Annotated in this window: 21 protein-coding genes and 1 pseudogene; 15 read left to right on the forward strand and 7 right to left on the reverse strand. The window is 34.7% G+C overall.

What is annotated here, in order from left to right; genetic code table 11:
• Nucleotides 1–5: 5 nt before the first annotated feature.
• From CWR45_RS11725 to CWR45_RS11740, 4 genes are all read left to right on the forward strand, one after another.
• Nucleotides 6–923, forward strand: a complete 918-nt coding sequence (locus CWR45_RS11725; RefSeq protein ID WP_115750044.1) for a cation diffusion facilitator family transporter — start codon at nucleotides 6–8, stop codon at nucleotides 921–923.
• 505 nt (nucleotides 924–1,428) lie between these two features.
• Nucleotides 1,429–2,283 (forward strand): metallophosphoesterase, encoded by an 855-nt coding sequence (locus CWR45_RS11730; RefSeq protein WP_115750045.1) that lies wholly within the window; start codon nucleotides 1,429–1,431, stop codon nucleotides 2,281–2,283.
• A gap of 458 nt (nucleotides 2,284–2,741) precedes the next feature.
• A complete protein-coding gene (locus CWR45_RS11735) occupies nucleotides 2,742–3,314 on the forward strand; it encodes an SCO family protein (protein WP_115750046.1) in 573 nt (190 codons plus the stop codon).
• Between the two features lie 161 nt (nucleotides 3,315–3,475).
• On the forward strand, nucleotides 3,476–3,946 hold the full coding sequence (locus CWR45_RS11740) for a YkyB family protein (RefSeq protein WP_115750047.1): 471 nt from the start codon (nucleotides 3,476–3,478) through the stop codon (nucleotides 3,944–3,946).
• 647 nt (nucleotides 3,947–4,593) lie between these two features.
• Here CWR45_RS11740 and CWR45_RS11745 read toward each other — a convergent pair.
• Nucleotides 4,594–4,749 (reverse strand): FbpB family small basic protein, encoded by a 156-nt coding sequence (locus tag CWR45_RS11745; RefSeq protein ID WP_115750048.1) that lies wholly within the window; start codon nucleotides 4,747–4,749, stop codon nucleotides 4,594–4,596.
• 301 nt (nucleotides 4,750–5,050) lie between these two features.
• A complete protein-coding gene (locus tag CWR45_RS11750; RefSeq protein ID WP_115750049.1) occupies nucleotides 5,051–5,227 on the reverse strand; it encodes an aspartyl-phosphate phosphatase Spo0E family protein in 177 nt (58 codons plus the stop codon).
• A gap of 174 nt (nucleotides 5,228–5,401) precedes the next feature.
• On the opposite strand from CWR45_RS11750, the gene lepB reads away from it, so the two are divergent.
• Both lepB and CWR45_RS20145 read left to right on the forward strand, forming a co-directional pair.
• On the forward strand, nucleotides 5,402–5,926 hold the full coding sequence (gene lepB / locus CWR45_RS11755; RefSeq protein WP_115750050.1) for a signal peptidase I: 525 nt from the start codon (nucleotides 5,402–5,404) through the stop codon (nucleotides 5,924–5,926).
• A 501-nt stretch (nucleotides 5,927–6,427) separates the two neighbouring features.
• A pseudogene (locus CWR45_RS20145) lies at nucleotides 6,428–6,508 on the forward strand (YjcZ family sporulation protein); the annotation flags it as partial.
• An 81-nt stretch (nucleotides 6,509–6,589) separates the two neighbouring features.
• Here CWR45_RS20145 and CWR45_RS11765 read toward each other — a convergent pair.
• Together CWR45_RS11765 and CWR45_RS11770 are read right to left on the reverse strand one after the other, a co-directional pair.
• Nucleotides 6,590–7,948: a TrkH family potassium uptake protein gene (locus tag CWR45_RS11765; protein ID WP_115750052.1), complete on the reverse strand. Its 1,359-nt coding sequence runs from the start codon at nucleotides 7,946–7,948 to the stop codon at nucleotides 6,590–6,592.
• A gap of 64 nt (nucleotides 7,949–8,012) precedes the next feature.
• A complete protein-coding gene (locus tag CWR45_RS11770; RefSeq protein ID WP_115750053.1) occupies nucleotides 8,013–8,438 on the reverse strand; it encodes a YwpF family protein in 426 nt (141 codons plus the stop codon).
• A 235-nt stretch (nucleotides 8,439–8,673) separates the two neighbouring features.
• On the opposite strand from CWR45_RS11770, the gene nfsA reads away from it, so the two are divergent.
• From nfsA to CWR45_RS11810, 8 genes are all read left to right on the forward strand, one after another.
• On the forward strand, nucleotides 8,674–9,420 hold the full coding sequence (gene nfsA, locus CWR45_RS11775; protein WP_115750054.1) for an oxygen-insensitive NADPH nitroreductase: 747 nt from the start codon (nucleotides 8,674–8,676) through the stop codon (nucleotides 9,418–9,420).
• A 328-nt stretch (nucleotides 9,421–9,748) separates the two neighbouring features.
• Nucleotides 9,749–9,952 carry a DUF1657 domain-containing protein gene (locus CWR45_RS11780; protein WP_115750055.1) on the forward strand — a complete coding sequence of 68 codons (204 nt, stop codon included), beginning with the start codon at nucleotides 9,749–9,751 and terminating at the stop codon, nucleotides 9,950–9,952.
• A 130-nt stretch (nucleotides 9,953–10,082) separates the two neighbouring features.
• A complete protein-coding gene (locus CWR45_RS11785; protein ID WP_115750056.1) occupies nucleotides 10,083–10,535 on the forward strand; it encodes a YhcN/YlaJ family sporulation lipoprotein in 453 nt (150 codons plus the stop codon).
• Between the two features lie 102 nt (nucleotides 10,536–10,637).
• Complete coding sequence (gene spoVAC, locus CWR45_RS11790; protein ID WP_115750057.1) at nucleotides 10,638–11,117, forward strand: stage V sporulation protein AC; 480 nt, start codon at nucleotides 10,638–10,640, stop codon at nucleotides 11,115–11,117.
• The gene (spoVAD, locus tag CWR45_RS11795) at nucleotides 11,117–12,133 is read left to right on the forward strand and encodes a stage V sporulation protein AD (RefSeq protein ID WP_115750058.1); all 1,017 of its coding nucleotides are present in this window, start codon (nucleotides 11,117–11,119) and stop codon (nucleotides 12,131–12,133) included. The genes spoVAC and spoVAD overlap by 1 nt, the downstream gene beginning before the upstream one ends.
• Nucleotides 12,130–12,480: a stage V sporulation protein AE gene (spoVAE, locus tag CWR45_RS11800; RefSeq protein WP_115750059.1), complete on the forward strand. Its 351-nt coding sequence runs from the start codon at nucleotides 12,130–12,132 to the stop codon at nucleotides 12,478–12,480. The genes spoVAD and spoVAE overlap by 4 nt, the downstream gene beginning before the upstream one ends.
• 16 nt (nucleotides 12,481–12,496) lie before the next feature.
• Nucleotides 12,497–12,697 (forward strand): DUF1657 domain-containing protein, encoded by a 201-nt coding sequence (locus CWR45_RS11805; RefSeq protein WP_115750060.1) that lies wholly within the window; start codon nucleotides 12,497–12,499, stop codon nucleotides 12,695–12,697.
• 24 nt (nucleotides 12,698–12,721) lie between these two features.
• Nucleotides 12,722–13,579 carry a DUF421 domain-containing protein gene (locus CWR45_RS11810; RefSeq protein WP_115750061.1) on the forward strand — a complete coding sequence of 286 codons (858 nt, stop codon included), beginning with the start codon at nucleotides 12,722–12,724 and terminating at the stop codon, nucleotides 13,577–13,579.
• Nucleotides 13,580–13,618: 39 nt separating this feature from the next.
• Here CWR45_RS11810 and CWR45_RS11815 read toward each other — a convergent pair whose 3' ends face one another.
• Both CWR45_RS11815 and CWR45_RS11820 read right to left on the reverse strand, forming a co-directional pair.
• Nucleotides 13,619–14,602 (reverse strand): zinc-binding dehydrogenase, encoded by a 984-nt coding sequence (locus CWR45_RS11815; protein ID WP_115750105.1) that lies wholly within the window; start codon nucleotides 14,600–14,602, stop codon nucleotides 13,619–13,621.
• Between the two features lie 142 nt (nucleotides 14,603–14,744).
• Nucleotides 14,745–16,160, reverse strand: coding sequence for a hypothetical protein (locus tag CWR45_RS11820; RefSeq protein ID WP_115750062.1), 1,416 nt, complete (start codon nucleotides 16,158–16,160; stop codon nucleotides 14,745–14,747).
• Nucleotides 16,161–16,634: 474 nt separating this feature from the next.
• On the opposite strand from CWR45_RS11820, the gene CWR45_RS11825 reads away from it, so the two are divergent.
• Complete coding sequence (locus tag CWR45_RS11825) at nucleotides 16,635–17,171, forward strand: YceI family protein (RefSeq protein WP_115750063.1); 537 nt, start codon at nucleotides 16,635–16,637, stop codon at nucleotides 17,169–17,171.
• Nucleotides 17,172–17,220: 49 nt separating this feature from the next.
• On the opposite strand, the gene CWR45_RS11830 is transcribed toward CWR45_RS11825, so the two are convergent.
• Nucleotides 17,221–18,084, reverse strand: a complete 864-nt coding sequence (locus tag CWR45_RS11830; RefSeq protein ID WP_115750064.1) for a VanW family protein — start codon at nucleotides 18,082–18,084, stop codon at nucleotides 17,221–17,223.
• Nucleotides 18,085–18,308 lie beyond the last annotated feature (224 nt).

Here is an 18,308-nt window from a genome sequence, read left to right on the forward strand (position 1 = left end):
CACAAATGGGACATCATCATGATGGGCATAACCATAACCACCATCATCACCATTCAAGTAATATGAAGGTACTTTTCTTTAGCTTTATCATTATCTTCTTGTTTATGATTGTTGAGGCGATTGGCGGTATTATAACGAATAGTCTTGCATTGATTTCAGATGCTGGGCATATGCTTAGTGATGCTGCTGCTATGGGGCTTAGCCTAGTCGCATTTAAAATCGGTGAAAAAAAAGCAACAATGGATAAAACATTTGGTTATCGACGTTTTGAAATAATCGCTGCCTTTATTAATGGTGCAGCACTCATTTTAATAGCATTCTTCATATTTTATGAAGCAATCCAGCGATTTGTTGAACCTCCAAATGTAAGTGGTAGTATGATGATTATCGCAGTAATTGGACTAATCATAAATATCTTCGTAGCTTGGTTGCTAATGCGCGGAGATTCTAAAGAAAACTTAAATCTTAGAAGCGCTTTACTTCATGTATTTGGAGATTTATTAGGGTCTGTTGGAGCAATCATTGCTGGTACTCTCATCTTATTATTTGGTTGGAATATTGCCGATCCAATTGCCAGTGTGATTGTAGCGATACTAATTGTCTTCTCCGGTATTCGAATTACTAAGGATTCATTGAACATATTAATGGAAGGAAAACCAGAGAATATTAATATCGCATCGATTAAAGAATCCCTTTCAAAAATGGATGGCATTGAGGATGTTCATGACTTACATGTTTGGTCAATCACCTCTGAATTCCCAACACTTAGTTGCCATTTAATCGTACAAGAGTCGATAGATCGTGATCAAATACTTCAGCGAGCGAAGGAATTGATTCATCATCATTTCAATATCTCACATTGCACAATTCAAATAGAAGGAATAAATTCAATTATTCATAAAAACTGTAATTCATGTGACTAAGTTGTCTTCTATACTTCAATTGATTACTTTATTTATATGTTAGTGTCATTAATTAGTCCATGAGAATACAATTTATAGCATGCCTAATAAATATCTCAATTAATTCATCAGGAATAATTTCCTGATGTCTTTTTTTGGACTCATTACTCAACGTTTGTTCGATTAAATTCAGCAGAGAATTTTGTATTATAGGTGTTTCCGGAACACAGCTGCAGAATCCCGGTTCTCTTAATAAACAGTCTATAACAATAGCTAATTATCATTAATTTTTAGGGATAACAACAATCTTTGAATATCACCTGCTTTACTTATCCTTATCTCCCATCTATGACAGCGATTACATTATTTACATTAACTTAATTTTAAACGTATTTTTATACGAAGTCAATGAATATACTGATAATTAAAATTACAGCTTTCCTAATAAAGTCCCACTATTCATTTCACTTCCATGCTATAATTCTCGTATGATATTTTTCTCATTAGAAAGGTTTGACATGCTAAAATGAATCGACGTACCTTTATTAAAAAGGGACTTGGAAGCATAGTAGGACTAGTCGGTCTCAGTAGTGGAACATATTATTACGCTAGGAATATCGAACCGAATATGCTTCATATACAACAAGAAACTATTTTTTCCAATAAATTTTCTGCTGCATTTAATAATTTTAGAATTGTTCAGTTTTCTGATACCCATGCTGGTTTTCATTATTCAATGGAGGATATAAATGCACTAATGCAACAAATCAACGCTCTAAAGCCTGATCTTATCGTTTTCACTGGAGACTTAGTAGATGCACCAAATCAATACAACTGGTACCCAAACTTAATTGAGGCATTAACATCGATTAACGCTGAATATGGCAAATATTGGATATACGGAAATCACGATCACGGTGGATATGGAACAGATATCATTCATGATGTCATGGAGCGCTCTAATTTTACTTTATTGAAAAATAGCCATGTGGCCATTCAAAAGGAAAATGATCGAATCATCATCGCCGGTATTGATGATATGATGCTTGGAAACCCTAATATACAACAAGCCTTACATTCCGCCAATCCAGAATTATTCATTATACTATTAGCACATGCACCAGATTATGCAGATACTACAGTCAAGTATCCTGTTGATATTCAACTTTCTGGACACAGTCATGGTGGGCAAGTTCGATTTCCATTCATAGGACACTTATATACACCTGCATATGCTGAAAAGTTTGTCCAAGGCAAATATTCATTAAAAAACGATAAGCTAATTGTATATGTAAATAAAGGCATTGGAACAACACGTCTGCCCTATAGATTTCTTTGTAAACCAGAACTCCATGTATATACACTTCAAAATAAGGGATAAATGGTAAAACAATTTATTTTAAAAAAAGAAAAGCAATAAACAGTCAGGCTCCTTTTCTAGAATATTAGCATACGATAATTCAACAATGCTTATCAGAAAAGGAGTTTATTTATGAACGATTCTTCTCCTTCATCCTACATAAATGCTTCATGAAAATAGCAGCACTGCACGACTATTGCCAGTTATCTCTTTCTCAACTGGACTAGCTTTCGGTCAAATTTTATATCGTGCATCTATTAAAGGAGATTATTCCCCATATCCACCCTATCCATATTCAGCCCCCATAACACTATGACCTTGGATATTGTCCAAATAGCTATTATTAACCTTACTAATATTAAGATTTTTTGTCATAAAGACTTCACATAATTGATTAGAATTCTTAAAATAATATCCATTGTGATGATATAATAAATTCATGCTTGCCTCTAGTAAATATTGTAGAAAGGAAGGTAATCTTGAATCGTTTGAAATTATTTATTTTATTTGTTCTTCTTTTCCTCGCTGCATGTGACGGATATGCAATTGAAACGAATATGTCGGAGGAAATTGATAGCTTTGAATATACTACACAGAATAATGAAACACTCAGTCTTGAAGATTTAGAAGGAAATTGGTGGGTAGCGGATTTCATCTTTACAAACTGTACTACCGTATGTCTGCCAATGACCTATAATATGGCAACATTACAGGATAAACTATCTGAAGAAGAAATCGATGCGCAATTAGTATCGTTCAGCATCGATCCAGAAAGAGATACTCCAGAAGTATTAAAAAAATATGGTCAAGGCTATGATGCAGATTTCGCTAATTGGTCCTTCTTAACAGGTTATGATTTCGAAACAATTAAAGAATTCTCCATTACTTCCTTTAAGAATATTGTAGCACCACCACCAACTGGTGAGGATCAAGTAGTCCATGGCACTTTATTCTTCCTAGTTAGTCCAGAAGGTAAAGTAATTAAGAATTATAGTGGTGTTGATGCTAAATCCGTTGATCTAATCGTAGAAGACTTAAAGCAAGTACAATAATAGAGTTAGCAACGAACGGTAATCATTGTATCCGTTCGTTTTCTATTTCAAAGTTAAACTATTATTTTAAAAAGTTTATGATAAATTGCTTCCGCTTTCTCTTGCGCTAGGACAAGCTTTGCGATACGATAGAGATGTTCGATTGAAAGGAGGAAATCTGTTTGTCAGAAACGATTCCAATACATGAATTAGCTCAAGCATTATTTACAATTAATCGTCATGCAAAAACTGCACCAGAGCCTAAGCATCTGTATTCTATTAAGAAAGAAACAATAAATAAATTAATAAAAGAAAAACGTGCTAGTAAGATAGGACTTCATTTCTCAGATCACCCAAAGTTCAGTAATCAACACTCCACACTGCTTGTAAAGGTAGCGGATTATTATTTCCATATCCCTCCTACTAAACAAGACTTCCAAGAACTTGAACATTTAGGTTCCCTTGACCAAAATTATCGGAACCCACCTACGAAAATGTCACTATCAAAAGCAAAAAATATTGTATATGAATATATTAATTGGAAGCCTGATAAGAAGCAGCCGATAAAGCAGCAACGGTATACCTCTTCCTACTTTACCCCTTCCTCATTAGGAAAAATGGAATGGCCACCAACAAAATCAAAACGATATTAAGTTCCAACACGAATAAAAAAAACTTAGGCTGAATTAACTCTTAATTGTCAGCCTAAGGGACATTAAACTACTAAAAGCGTATGAATCATATGCTTTTTTATTCTAGATTGTCAGGTTCAAGAAAAATAAGCAGCAATGTTTCAAGGATTTAATATCAAATCCTTTTAGATAACCTAAGAAAACTATAATACAGCGCTAATACAATTCCAAATAAGGATATAGCTTGTAATAATGTTTTGAACAAGGCGGGATCAAATAACTGTTCTATGAACATGGAAACAATAAATAAGCAGAGCATCACTAACAAACTACTCATTAAATACGTTAGAAGTTTCGTGGATTTTAGTGAAACAATTAAAGTAATCAATGGCTTCATAATGAAATAACAAGTAAATGTAGCTATGAATAGCATGATAAAGTAGTATAGATTCGTTTCAATTTCGAACGTTTCGAGAAAGTTATTAACCAAACTTGTTAGTAACACTGTGCTCAACTCCCTATCCCTCTTCTTATTTTCATCTTAGCAGCATTCTATACGTTTTAATGAAATATTATACATATTACCCGCATTAACAAATAGAGGCAGCAGGAATTAGACCTGCTGCTTCTATTTGTTAATCTATCAAAGAATAATGAAAACAATGCACTTATTTTAATTCTAATTCTTTTGATTCAAAACCAACTAACTCTCGATGTTTCTTTTCCAGACGTAATTCTATTTGTCTTATCTTTTTTTCATCGTCTAAAAGTTCTTGTTTATTTTGCTTCACTAATTGTTCAAAATTCAATGCCCTAGGTCTCATTCTGGATTTACACTCCTTATCATATACTAATCCTATTATACCCTATTATTATCAAATTAAATCGAAATTGTTTGAACATTTTATTAAATTTTTGTCAAAATTAATAGAAATATGTATATTTTACTAACAATTTACATATTTATGTATAAGATTTAGCTTGTTTCCAGATTTTTTGGATTTTGCTAGTATTAGCTTTTTAAATTATTAATATAGTAATATAAGTTATGGAAGAAGTTTGGGGCTTTTAAAGAAGTAAGGTATGAAGAAGTTATTAAATGCATATAGCAAGTGATTTTTGAAGTTACATACTATGTTTATTTGCTTGTTTCTTCATTTTTTCATAATGATTTAAAACAATATCCAATTCTTGACTGATTTTAACAGATTCGGTGTCAGTTAATCCTTTATGCGTTGCTATTTGCATCATTTTTCTACGTAAGTATTCAATTCGTTTTTGAAGATACTCATGCATATCCATTCTATACACCTCCTAATCGCTCTTAATTTAACGTAACATAGGTAAATAGTCCTTGACAAGTAATTAAAGTAGCGACATTAAGTAAGTTTATGATTAGCAAGGGTTTATATTCGAATACTTGCAGGCACTATGCTACTATAGTATTGAAACTTTTTTTGGGAAGGAATGTCCTCATTGACTAAATCAAAAGAAAAGAACGAATGGCTAGAGTGGGGAAAAGCAATTGTAATTGCAATCATTATAGCACTTTTATTACGAACCTTTATATTTGCTACTTCTATTGTTGAAGGTGAAAGTATGGAACCAACACTAGAAGACGGAGAAAGAGTAATTTTAAATAAATTGGTCTATTTGATAAATGATCCCGACAGAGGTGACATTGTAATCATACAACGACCATATAAGAATTATGTGAAAAGAGTAATAGGTTTACCAGGTGAAAAAATAGAAATTATTGCTGGTGAGCTTCTAATTGATGGGAAACCATATGACCAAGATTTTATTACAGATGAAGTCATTAAACACACTGGAAATTTTGGACCCATAACAGTTCCAGAGGAGAGTTACTTTGTGCTAGGAGATAATCGCGCAATTAGTAAAGATAGTCGGAATGGACTTGGATTTATTGATGAGGAAGAAATCATTGGAAAATCTGAAATTATCATTTATCCATTCAGTGAGTGGGAATTAACAAAATAATCTTCAAAGATACGATTGAGGGGGAGCATGATGCTGCCCCTTTTCTTAATCGATAAATTATTTAAGAATTGCAATAAAGAATAAGGAGCAGCGTAACGTTGTTTGATAGATGCTTACACTTTAATAGCTTACTCATTATCTAATATACAAAATCCTACGTTCATTGCAAGGATAACAAAGCAAACGATTCCAAAAGCGATTTCCAAGAACAAACACCCCTTTCAGCAACATAAATTAATTATTCCATTAATTACTCTTTATTTTACCATATTCTCAATCTTTTGGAAGTAATTGTGGTATTATTACTATCCACTCCTTTGCTAAAATGATTTTACTCCAATTATATCCAAATTTTCTGTAGAACTAGTGCAAACGTCCATACATCTTGAGTAGTTATACATATAGTATAACGTAACATTCAGGAGGTGAAAGAGCATGGGTTATGGCTACGGAGGATTTGGCGGCTGCGGTGGATATCAAAGTCCCTCATATGATTGTGGTGGCGGATATGGTAATAATTTCGCATTGATTGTTGTGCTTTTTATCCTTTTAATCATTGTAGGAGCAGCATTTTACTGCTAACAAATTAACCTGTGCTATATCTAAGTAGCACAGGTTATTATTAATTTATGAATTAGATTTTACGTTTGTTTCATCATTTTATTAACCGATAATAATTTTTTCTTTGGGATAATGGTAATTACCATCTTGTTTATTCTTTCTAAACATCAAGATAAAGGTGAATAGCCCTAACCTTCCAATAAACATTAACAACATTAGAATTAATTTACTTGCATTACTTAAATCACTTGTAATCCCTAACGAGAGACCAACAGTTCCAAAAGCTGAAGTTACTTCAAAGATTACTTCCATTAAGGAGAATGGTTCTATTGAAGAAATGTAAAGAACCGAACCAAGTACCATGGCCAATGCAACAAGAGTTACCATTACAGCCTTTAACAGATCTTCCTCATAAACCTCTCGTTTAAAAAGCCGAATGCTTCTTCCACTTCGAGCGTAAGTAAAGATAAAAATAATTACTAGAGCAAAAGTAGTCGTTCGAATCCCTCCACCAGCACTACTTGGAGATGCACCGATAAACATCAAGAACGAAATAAACAAATGGTTTTCTTCTGATAACAGGTTGATATTCATGGTGGACAACCCGCCACTTCTTGTTGTAACAGATTGAAAAAGTGCATAAAACAATGCTTCATGCCAAGATTTATCCGCAAAAAAATCACTGCTGTCAAGTACATATATTATCCCTGCACCAACAAAAATTAATATAAAGAAAGTTGTTGTCGTTACTTTTGTAAATAAACTAAAACGTATGTTTTTCCTCTTTTTTGAAAATAAATACTCTTTAACTTCAATTAACACTGGGAATCCAATCGCTCCAAATATAATTAAAAGCATGATAATAAATTGTACAAAATAATCATGACTATAGGGTAGCAATGACGCCCCTGTTATATCAAATCCTGCATTTGAAAGTGCACTAATTGTGCCAAAAAAACCATGGAAATAGGCTTCTCTTGCTGTAGGATAATAATTTAATAGATACGTTCCTAAAATAAGAAAAGCGATTATTTCTATCACTAGCAATACAATAATAATCTGCTTTGTTAAGCGAACCATCCCTTGAAAACTAGTTTGATTTTGATCTGTCATAATCAATCGCCGTTCACGCAGTCCTATTTTTTTCCCGATTAAAAGCCAGATAAATGTTCCTGAAGCCATGATGCCAATTGTTCCAAAGTGTAAAATTACTGTTAGGATAATGATTCCTGACGTACTTAGTGTATCAACAACTGAAATTGTACTAAGCCCTGTAACACTTATAGCACTCACAGCAGTAAAGAGAATATCTATAAATCCAATTTGAACTCCGTCCTGGTATGCAAATGGTAATGAAAGTGCTGCTGTTGAAATAATGATTGATAATAAATAGAATAATAGTAATAATTGTGCCGGTGTTCGTTTATTTAACCACTTATGATTAAAGTGAAGATATTTCATTGTCTTACTCCTAAGTATATTGGTTTACTGTATTTCATATTAGAAAAGGATTCCGCATGATATTTTAAATCGAATCTTTACCTATTGGTTCATCAAAAGTTTTTAACAGTTCCTTGCCACGGTAACCTTCTTTCAATAAAGCTGTCAATTCCTTTAAAATATTTTTTTCCTTGCGCTCAATAATAGTGCCCATAAATAGTACGTTAATATTTTCACCAATTTCATTTACACTTAGAATTGATGTAATAAATGTCGCTGGTTCATTGCTTTCTTTCGTGATTTTTACTTGAAGCATAATTTCTTCTTTATTTTCTAAGAGTTGATTAAAATAGACTTTGTTCGCTTTTTCAATGTAGGCTTCAATTATCCACCGGTTCGTATCATCCTCCCGATTAATAATAAGACCATTTAATAGCGGTATATTATTTTGGACTATATTGCCATTTCTTTGATTTATAATAGTTAGCTTCATAAGCTTAAACGTCTTCATATAATCCCCCTATCGAAAAGTTTGACTTAGCTAAGCATTATTGCGACAGTCTTAGTTGCAAGAAGTTTTTTAATCTAATAATGAAAGTGATGAATATATCTAGAGTGTATCAAAAAGAAACTGGAATTGATATGTATTACAACAATAATTTATTATTCTCCTGTATAATATCATCGTAATCTAATTTATTTCTAACAATAAACATGTACAATTCTGTTGAGGGGGATTAATTATTATGAATCATACTATTGATACGATATTAAATCATCGATCAATCCGAAAATTTACGGAAGATAAATTAACAGATGAACAAATCCATATACTTATTAAAGCCGCACAACAAGCCTCTACTTCAAGTAATGTAATGGCATATACAATTATTGGTGTGACAGATCCTGTACTGAAAAAAGAGCTTAGAAAAATATCCGGTCAACCATATGTTGAACATAATGGTCATTTATTCGTATTTTGCGGAGATCTACATCGGATAACACAACTTTCCACACCGGAAGAGCGGATTGAAATGGAAGAAACAATTGAAAGCACAGAACAATTCATTGTCACAATAATTGATGCGGCATTATCGGCACAGAATTTAGCAATTGCAGCAGAATCAATTGGACTCGGTATTTGTTATCTCGGAAGTTTAAGAAATGATATTTACCATGTAAGTGAATTATTAGGGCTTCCTGATTATGTTGTTCCACTTTTTGGTATGGCAGTTGGCACCCCCGCCCAACAACCGGAATTAAAACCACGTTTACCTTTCGAGGTTGTGTATCATGAAAATAAATATCTAGCTGATGAAATCCAACAACCTGCCATCTCTTCTTATGACGCGGAACTTCTAGAGTATTATCAAACTCGTTCGAGCAATACTAAAGTAGATACTTGGTCCGAACAAATGATTCGTAAATATCGAAATCCGATTCGCATGGACGTTAGTAGCTTTGTGAAAGAGCAAAAATTAAATAAAAGATAAACTCAATAAATCAAGCACATTCATGCAATGTGCTTTTTTCTTCGGTAAAAACTAAATAATTTTACCGGTGGCTGAGAGTTAATTTATTTGTTATCGCTCCGAAAAACGGTTCTCTTAGGATTGCATAGCATAAAGCAGCATTATTCACACATTATAATACAAATACATAAACAAAACCGGTTAAGATTTGCTATGTATGAAGAACTTTAATCACTATCAAAATCCTTCCGCATTTTGATAGGAATATATAGGAAATAATTTGACCGTATAAATAAAATAAATTGTCAAACCTTAAAGGTGACATTAAATTCTTTAGGGAGGTTCTATTATGACAGTATCAAGTCAAGTAAAGCAAACTATTGCAGGTCTTAAGAGTGCTCAAGCGAGTTTTGAACAATTTGCACTGCAAACTGAAAATAAACAGGCGAAACAAATGTATCAGGATGCTGCACAACAAACGATGGCAATATTGCAAAATGTTGAACCAAGAGTACAGCAAATTGAACAAGAAGAACCACAATATAAACAGTAAGCGTTGGAAGTTGGTTATTCCAACTTCCTACATAGTTGAGATTCAATCTTAACAATTTACCCAATGCATCATAGATGTAGGAATAAGGGTATTACAGTACATTACTTGTTTTTAGAAATGAGTGAACATCATGCAACGAATTATAGTCATTATTATCGCTGGAATGTTCTTTCTATTATTTGGTTGTGGAACCGATACTAGTAAGGAACAACAAGCTAAACAAGATTCTACAATTGATAATAGTAATAGCCAAATTGACCAAGAACCTTCGATTAAAGCAAAGAAAACTTTAAACGAACACGAAGGAATTACAGAGATCAGGTCTGTTAATAACACCAAAACACTTGTAGTTGCAGTTAAAGTGAATCATGACGAACGTTTTACACTAAAATCGCTAGAGAAAAAAATGACGAAAAAATTAAAAGATGAATTCCCAAAATTAGATGTGGAATTTTCAACTGACTTAAAAATCTTTCTTGAGCTAGATAAATTGAAAAAAAAGATGCAAACTGGCTCCCTGACTGAGAAAGAGCTTAATAAAGAGCTTGACAAAATTATTAAGTTGTCCAAGAAACAAACATAGATAATCTGAAAGCAATAATGATGCGCGAGCATTTTAAAGAAAAGATTTTGCCGCAAAAGATGAATAAATTATGATGAGATTAATGAAAAGAGTGATGGAAGCATGGCAGATAAAAAGAAGAAAAACCTACCACCAAATGCACAGGAGTATCAAGCGTTTCAACAGCAACGGGAAGTAAAGCGACCACTGTTAAAGAACTGCCTGAAAGCCTTCTTTGTTGGTGGATTAATTTGTCTTATCGGTCAGCTAATTTCCACCTTCTATATTTATTATTTTAATTTTACCGAACAAACTGCTGGAAACCCAACCACAGCCACATTAATCTTTCTAACAATGCTTTTAACTGGATTTGGCGTCTATGACCGAATTGGCCAATTTGGTGGAGCAGGATCTGCTGTTCCTGTAACAGGTTTCGGAAATGCTGTCATTTCTGCTGCAATTGAACATAAAACAGAAGGATTCATTTTAGGTGTTGGTGGGAATATTTTCAAAGTAGCTGGACCTGTTATTGTCTATGGTGTATTCTCTGCGTTTATTGTTGCATTAATTAAGACCATTATTATTGAGTGGGGTGGATTTTAGTGTTAGTTGGACATCAAACATGGGTCTTTGACAATAAACCAGTTATCCTAACTACCGGTACTGTTGGTGGTCCTTTTGAAGCGAACGGAATGATTCCAAATGATTTTGATTTATTACATGATGACATGTGGTTAGAGCAAGCATCATTTGAAAAAGCACAGCAAACACTAATGGAGGAAGCGTGTCAAATCGCTATCAAAAAAAGCAATATCGAAAAAGAAAATGTTCAGTTTTTCATCGGTGGTGATTTAATCAATCAGATTACTCCAACAAGCTTTGCAGCAAACACATTAGGTGCCCCGTACTTTGGACTATTTAGTGCTTGCGCTACTTCAATGGAAAGCTTAGCACTTTCTGCTGCCATTATTAATAGTGGTGGTGCAAATCATATTTTGAGTGGCGTTTCGAGCCATAACGCTTCAGCAGAAAGACAATTTCGTTACCCAACAGAATATGGTGGACAGAAGCCACCAACAGCGCAATGGACTGTTACAGGGGCTGGTTGTGCATTGGTTGGTAAAGAAGGTGAAGGACCAGTTATAACATCTGCTACAATTGGAAAAGTAGTGGATATGGGAATGACAGATCCATTTAATATGGGTGGTGCCATGGCTCCTGCTGCAGTTGAAACGATTGAAACCCATTTAAGAGAAAGAAATATTGACCACTCATATTATGATTTAATTATTACCGGGGATTTAGCACATATTGGTAGAGAAGTATCTTTAGATTTATTGCATAAACGTGGGATTGATATCCCCTCGGAAAAATATGTTGATTGTGGACTGACGATCTATCGTGAAGGACAGCCCGTTTTAGCTGGAGCTAGTGGTCCAGCATGTTCAGCTATCGTTACTTTTGGACATTTTTTAAATCGGCTGAAGCAAGGTGAATTCAACCGGATACTTGTTATTGCGACTGGTGCACTCCATTCCCCTCTTAGCATCTTTCAAAAAGATCCAATTCCATGTATTGCACATGCAGTTTCCATAGAATCGGGAAGTGATATACAATGATATTCTTTTGGGCGTTTGTAATTGGTGGTCTCATTTGTGTTATCGGACAAATTATGTTCGACGTTTTCAAACTGACTCCAGCTCACACATTGACAAGCCTAGTTGTTGCTGGTGCTATTTTAGACGGGCTTGGTCTCTATGAACCATTAATTGATTTTGCTGGTGCTGGTGCAACTGTTCCAATAACAAGCTTTGGTAACTCATTGGTTCATGGGGCCATGGCAGAGGCAGAAAAACACGGAATTATTGGTGTCATTACAGGAATGTTTGAAGTAACAAGCTCAGGAATCTCTGCTGCTATTATCTTCGGTGTCATTGGTGCATTGATTTTTAAGGCTAAAGGATGAAAGGTGTGAAACGAGTATGACAGTAGGTTCACAAGTAAAAGGCTGCTTTGCATCGGTAAAAAGCATTGAAGCAAGCCTGCAATTATTCGTAAATAAATCACAGGACGAAGAAACGAAGGAAACCTTCTTACAAGTACAGCAGCTAATAAAAGAAGTCAAAGATGATTTACAAAAACAAGTCATTCAGCTTTCCAAGGAAGAGCCACAATACAAATAATTAGCAAGAAAGGAAAGGTTGTCCATGCCAGACTGGATTTTCGTAATAATTAGATCAATAACACTAATTGCCATCTTATTTTTTATGGTCAAATGGCTCGGAGCAAAACAGTTATCCCAACTAAATATTTTCGAAACCATTACTGGTGTTGTATTAGGCGGAATTGTTGCGCTCCATACGGTCGATCTTTCCAGCAACTTTCTTTACGCGCTCATTGCAATGGCTATTTGGTTTATCGTTCCATTTAGTGTTGAGCTGATCTCATTAAAAAGTAAGACCTTTAGAGATTTCACCCAAGGAAAAAGTACCGTATTTATACAAGACGGCAAAATAATGGAAGATAATCTTAAAAAACGTGGTTATACAACGGATGATTTGCTAGAAAAGTTGCGGGAAAAGGATATTTTTCTTGCCTCTGATGTAGAATTCGCATTATTAGAACCAACAGGCTCGATTAGTGTTTTGCAGAAACGAGATAAGATGCCGTTAACCGCAAAAGACTTAGGTATTAAGCTTGCACCCAAAAAAGAGCCTCAAACCGTTATTATGGATGGAAAAGTAATTCTAGAACCGCTAGCAAACCTATCCCTTAATTTAAACTGGTTAGAAACAGAGCTTGCAAAATTAAACGTAAGTATTGAAAATGTTTTTCTAGGTCAAGCAGATAGTGATGCCCAGCTAACGGTTGACTTGTACGATGATAAAATCGCTGTTCCTGAACCGACAGAAAAACCGCTATTACTAGCAACAATGAAAAAATGCCAAGCAGACTTAGAATTATTTTCTTTAGCAACCGAGAACGAAGAGTCCAAGCAACTATATGAACGGAATAGTAAAAAGTTACAAGCAGCAATTGACCTTATTTTTCCTTCAATACAGTAAATAGCAGTCCCATTTATATGAAATAGGACTGCTTTGCTTTTAAGCTTCTATTTGTAATGCAATCTTCCCAAATTGTTTGCTTTCTTTCAAATAGTCGAATGCTTCCTGTGCTTGTTCAAGCGAAAATACCCGATCAACAACAGGATGTAGATTATATTTCTCAATATGAATGAGCAATGCACGAAGTTCGTCCCTACTGCCCATTGTCGTTCCAAATAATTGATATTGACCATAAAAGAATTTTCTCAAATCAAATTCAATTTTATCTTCTGTTGTTGCACCAAATGTAACCATTCTTCCTCCCTTCTTTAATATATCAAGTGAACGATTAAATGTGGCTCGTCCAACACTATCAATTACTAAATCAACTGTTTCATTAGCCAATTCCTTCTGCCAGTCACTATTCGTATCCAGTACAACGTCCGCACCAAGTTCTTTTGCTAAATTCTGCTTTTCTTTGCTTCGAGAAGTGACAATTACCCTTGCTCCTGCATTTTTTGAAAAGGCAATAAGGTATGTTGCAACACCGCTTCCAGCCCCAGGAATAAAGACGGTATCGCCCTCTTTTAAATTACCCTTTGTAAATAATGCACGGAACCCTGTTAGAGCTGATAATGCAAGAACTCCAGCTTCCTCCCACGAGAGATTTTCCGGCTTCATCTCTAGTTGTTCTTCTGATATCGCAATCTTCTCAGCGAAGGTTCCATGGTCAGGCATCCCGAGTAAATCGAATTCCTTTGATGGAGCATCACTATTATCAAACCAACGTAACGAAGGATTAATAATTACTTCATCGCCAACTTTAAAGCGTGTCACACCTTCACCGATTGCTTCGACTAATCCTGCACCATCGGAACCAAGGATTAATGCTTCCTTGTCCTTCCCCATTCTGTTTGGTATATATAGGTCACGTCGGTTTAATCCTGCAACACGTAAAGCAACAACTACCTCTCCCTTGTTTGCAATAGGTGCTTCCATCTCTTTGATTTTTAATTCTCCATATTCCAGTACAAATGCTTTCACCATAACACCCTTTCCATTAGCATGTATTTTAGCAACAAGCTAGCATTCCAGCGAGCAGATAATTGCCCACTGAAATACACCTATTAATTCCTGATTATTCAAAGTATAACAAAAGGTTTAGGGATAAACTAGAAATCTGTTTCTATAATAAGAAGATAGCGGTGAGTGTTGAAATAAATAACCCAATAATCACCGGCCAAAAGTTTTTTCGCACGAGATCCATTACCGAAACACCACAAAATCCTGCAATTGCAATTAAAGATGACCAGGCAACAATTGTTCCACCACCGGTCCAAATTGCACCCATTTGACCAATCGCTGCAAGGGTTTCTGTATCAATAGAGCTGTTTGAAAGTGATGCTGCAAGTGCCCCTGTTAATGGTAATCCAGAGAATCCAGAACCATCTAGTCCAGTAATAATACCGATAATCAAGATACTAATTCCCGATAGGAGAGCACTCTGTGGAAGGAATGATTGCGTAGATTGTACAAGATCAAATAATAATGCAGGACCCTCTTCTACCCCTAATATTCTTCCAGATAAATCTGGACTCCCAAGAAAGAAAAATCCAGCAATTGGTATAACTGGTCCCATTGCTTTAAAAGCAAATACAAATCCCTCCGTTATATGGTTACTAACATAATCGAGTGCGTAATGCTTTCCAAAAGCAACAGTTGAAAGCAATAATATAATAACTGCAACACCTCCAACAAATGCAGCACCATCACCGCCAATTAAATCGGTGCTACCAGAAAATAATTTACTATACATCATATAGATGACGACGATTAAAAGCGAAAACGGAACTAAGACTGCAAAAATCCTACTCCAGGTTGTTACATATTTTGTTATTGCTTTATTTGTAGACTCATCTATTGCTTGAATTGCTTGTAGCTCCGCTTCATTTCTATTATCATCTTTTGAACGAATTGATTTACGATACAATAAGTAAGCAGTTACAATTGCAATTCCACCTGTAATAAGGGACAGAATCATCGTTTTATCTGCGACGAGTGAAGTCTCTATTCCTGCAGCTGCAGCTGATAAATTAGGAGCAACCTGTACGATGTAATCAGAAGAAAGCGCCATCCCTTGCCCCGCTATAGCAATGGCAACTGCTGCTGTCATTGCTGGTAATCCTGCTCGAATTGCTGCTGGTACAAGCAAAGCACAAATTAATGGGACTGCAGGAGTTGGCCAGAAAAACAAAGAAATAGTATAGGTCACAGCAACTAATATAAAATATGAAACATGGCCATTGACCATCAGTTTCTGGATAGGTTGAATCATCCGCTTATCTGCTCCTAAATCACGCAAAGATTGTAAGAGCGCTAACATGAAAGTAATAATTAAGAAAATACTGAAGAGTTCTTGAGCAGCTACTAAGTTGGCATGAAAAATTGCTGTGAATCCCTCGATAATATTACCATGATATACCCAGGCGATAATAAATGTACCAAGTAAGGTAGGCAAGACAACTCCTTTTCGGAAAATCATCGTAACAATGATAATAATAGTAAATAAACCATATAGACCATGGGAAATCGTTAACTCCATAACTGTTCGCTTCCCTTCATTATTTAGTCCTATAGCCTATGCTACGATGAGGAAAGACGCTACATTTAGAGTACCCATATAGAATTGTTTATCAACTTCACAATTATACGGTATCAAGCCTTTCTCCTTACATGTCAATACTAATTTTGTTTCATATAAGGAATCGTTTTATGAATATAGCAATATTCGGTTCTAAATATTGTAACTTCGCCCTTAATTTCCATCTCTGATATCCATGCCAGATTCCATTTGCTCATTTACATGTTAGATGGAACGGGAAAATAAATAATGTTTTAGATTTACATTGTCGGGAAAACTACTATTGTTAGTTCATTTCATTTGTTAATAAATGTTTACATATTTTTAATCGATTATTTTTTAATTACATATAGTTGACATCTTTAATGTATTATTCTATACTTAGTGACATAAAGTAACTAACGTATTTCAAATAATTTTTGGAGGGATATTATTATGACAAAAGCAACATGGACAGTAGATGCAGTACACAGTGAAATTGGATTTTCAGTAAAACATATGATGATTTCAAAAGCAAAAGGAGTATTTGAAAACTTCGATGCAACGATTGAAGCAGAAGTAGAAGATTTAACAGATGCTAAAGTTGAAGTAACTATTGATGCTGCAAGTATTAATACTCGTAATGAAGACCGTGACAATCACTTGCGTTCAGCTGATTTCTTTGATGCTGAAAACCATCCAAAATTAACTTTCATTGCTACTGATATTAAGAAAAAATCAGATTCAACTTACGATGTAACTGGTGATTTAACAATTCGCGGAGTAACTAAACCTGCAACATTTGATATTACTTTCGAAGGACAAAGTAAAGATCCAATGGGCGGAAATACTGTTGCTGGATTCAGTGGAAAAACTAAGATTAGCCGTAAAGAATTTGGTTTAGTATGGAATGCAACTGTTGAAACTGGTGGTGTACTAGTTGGTGACGAGGTTACAATTCACCTTGAATTAGAATTACACAAACAAGATTAATTTAATTAGATAGCAAACACGCGCAGTTCAAACATGACTGCGCGTGTTATTATTTACCAGTGAAGTACTCTGCTGTATCGGATGAATAAATAGATACCCACATCGTACCATTCACAGAGACCGATCTTATTAAAATGGGCGCATTATACATATTTTTAAAAACAAAATCAGGTCCCCACCAACTAACCGTGGCGTCACGTCCTTTCGGTACATATGGCACATTCCTACTATGTGCATACCGCTCAACAATTTGGATTCCATTAATGTCTACTGCGTTATAAAGTGTGGATGATACTTGACATATCCCACCACCAATATCCTCAGACAATTCGCCGCGAACGATTACTGGGGCTCGTTTATATCCCCTTTCTCTCGTTCTTTCACCAACAATCTCATTAAAAGAAAAGGTCTCTCCAGGGAAAAGCACGTAATTATTAATTGCTTCTGTTGCAAGGGCAATATTATGCGCGCGCTCCGCATTATTTTTCCTAAAAAATGTTGTATATGTCCCAAGCTGTTTTGTACTAATTTCTTTTAATAGTCCCCTATCCACTTTTGGATATATTGGCTTTTTGGGAACTTCAAAATTACTATTTCTATTGCTATAAAAATGCTCCCGAAATAAAATTTGAAATTGATTACGGTCCAATGTTTCTCCAAGTATTTCAGGCATTATTTGTCCATTAGCTGAAAATCGAGCATTTACGGGCTCTTTGTAGATAGTCTCTTCTAACCGATCCATCAATAATTGTACTTTACCTTCATCCAGGAAGATTGGCTCAAAATATGGAAGGGAATACTGATCCACTTCAATATTTTGCAGCATAATGTCTTCGCTACTGACACCCATTGTGTCCTCAGTTGTATGAGCAAGAAACATAAATAAAAGGATAGAAAGACTGGATATTATCATGAATTTCACCTCTATTATTAGTATTAGTAGAAGTAGTGAAATCATGTAGAATTAAATGTAGAAAGACTAGCTAAAACTCAAACAATCATTGTGCATTTAATTACGGTTTATGCCTGTGTGACATCAGTTTTAAAATTCAGCGTACTCAAATTTCTATACAAAAAAAACCACCTAGACAAACCTAGGTGGTCCTACTCTTCTAATTTTAACGAAAATCTCTTGAG

The organism is Oceanobacillus chungangensis (assembly GCF_003369565.1).
Lineage (GTDB): Bacteria > Bacillota > Bacilli > Bacillales > Amphibacillaceae > Oceanobacillus > Oceanobacillus chungangensis.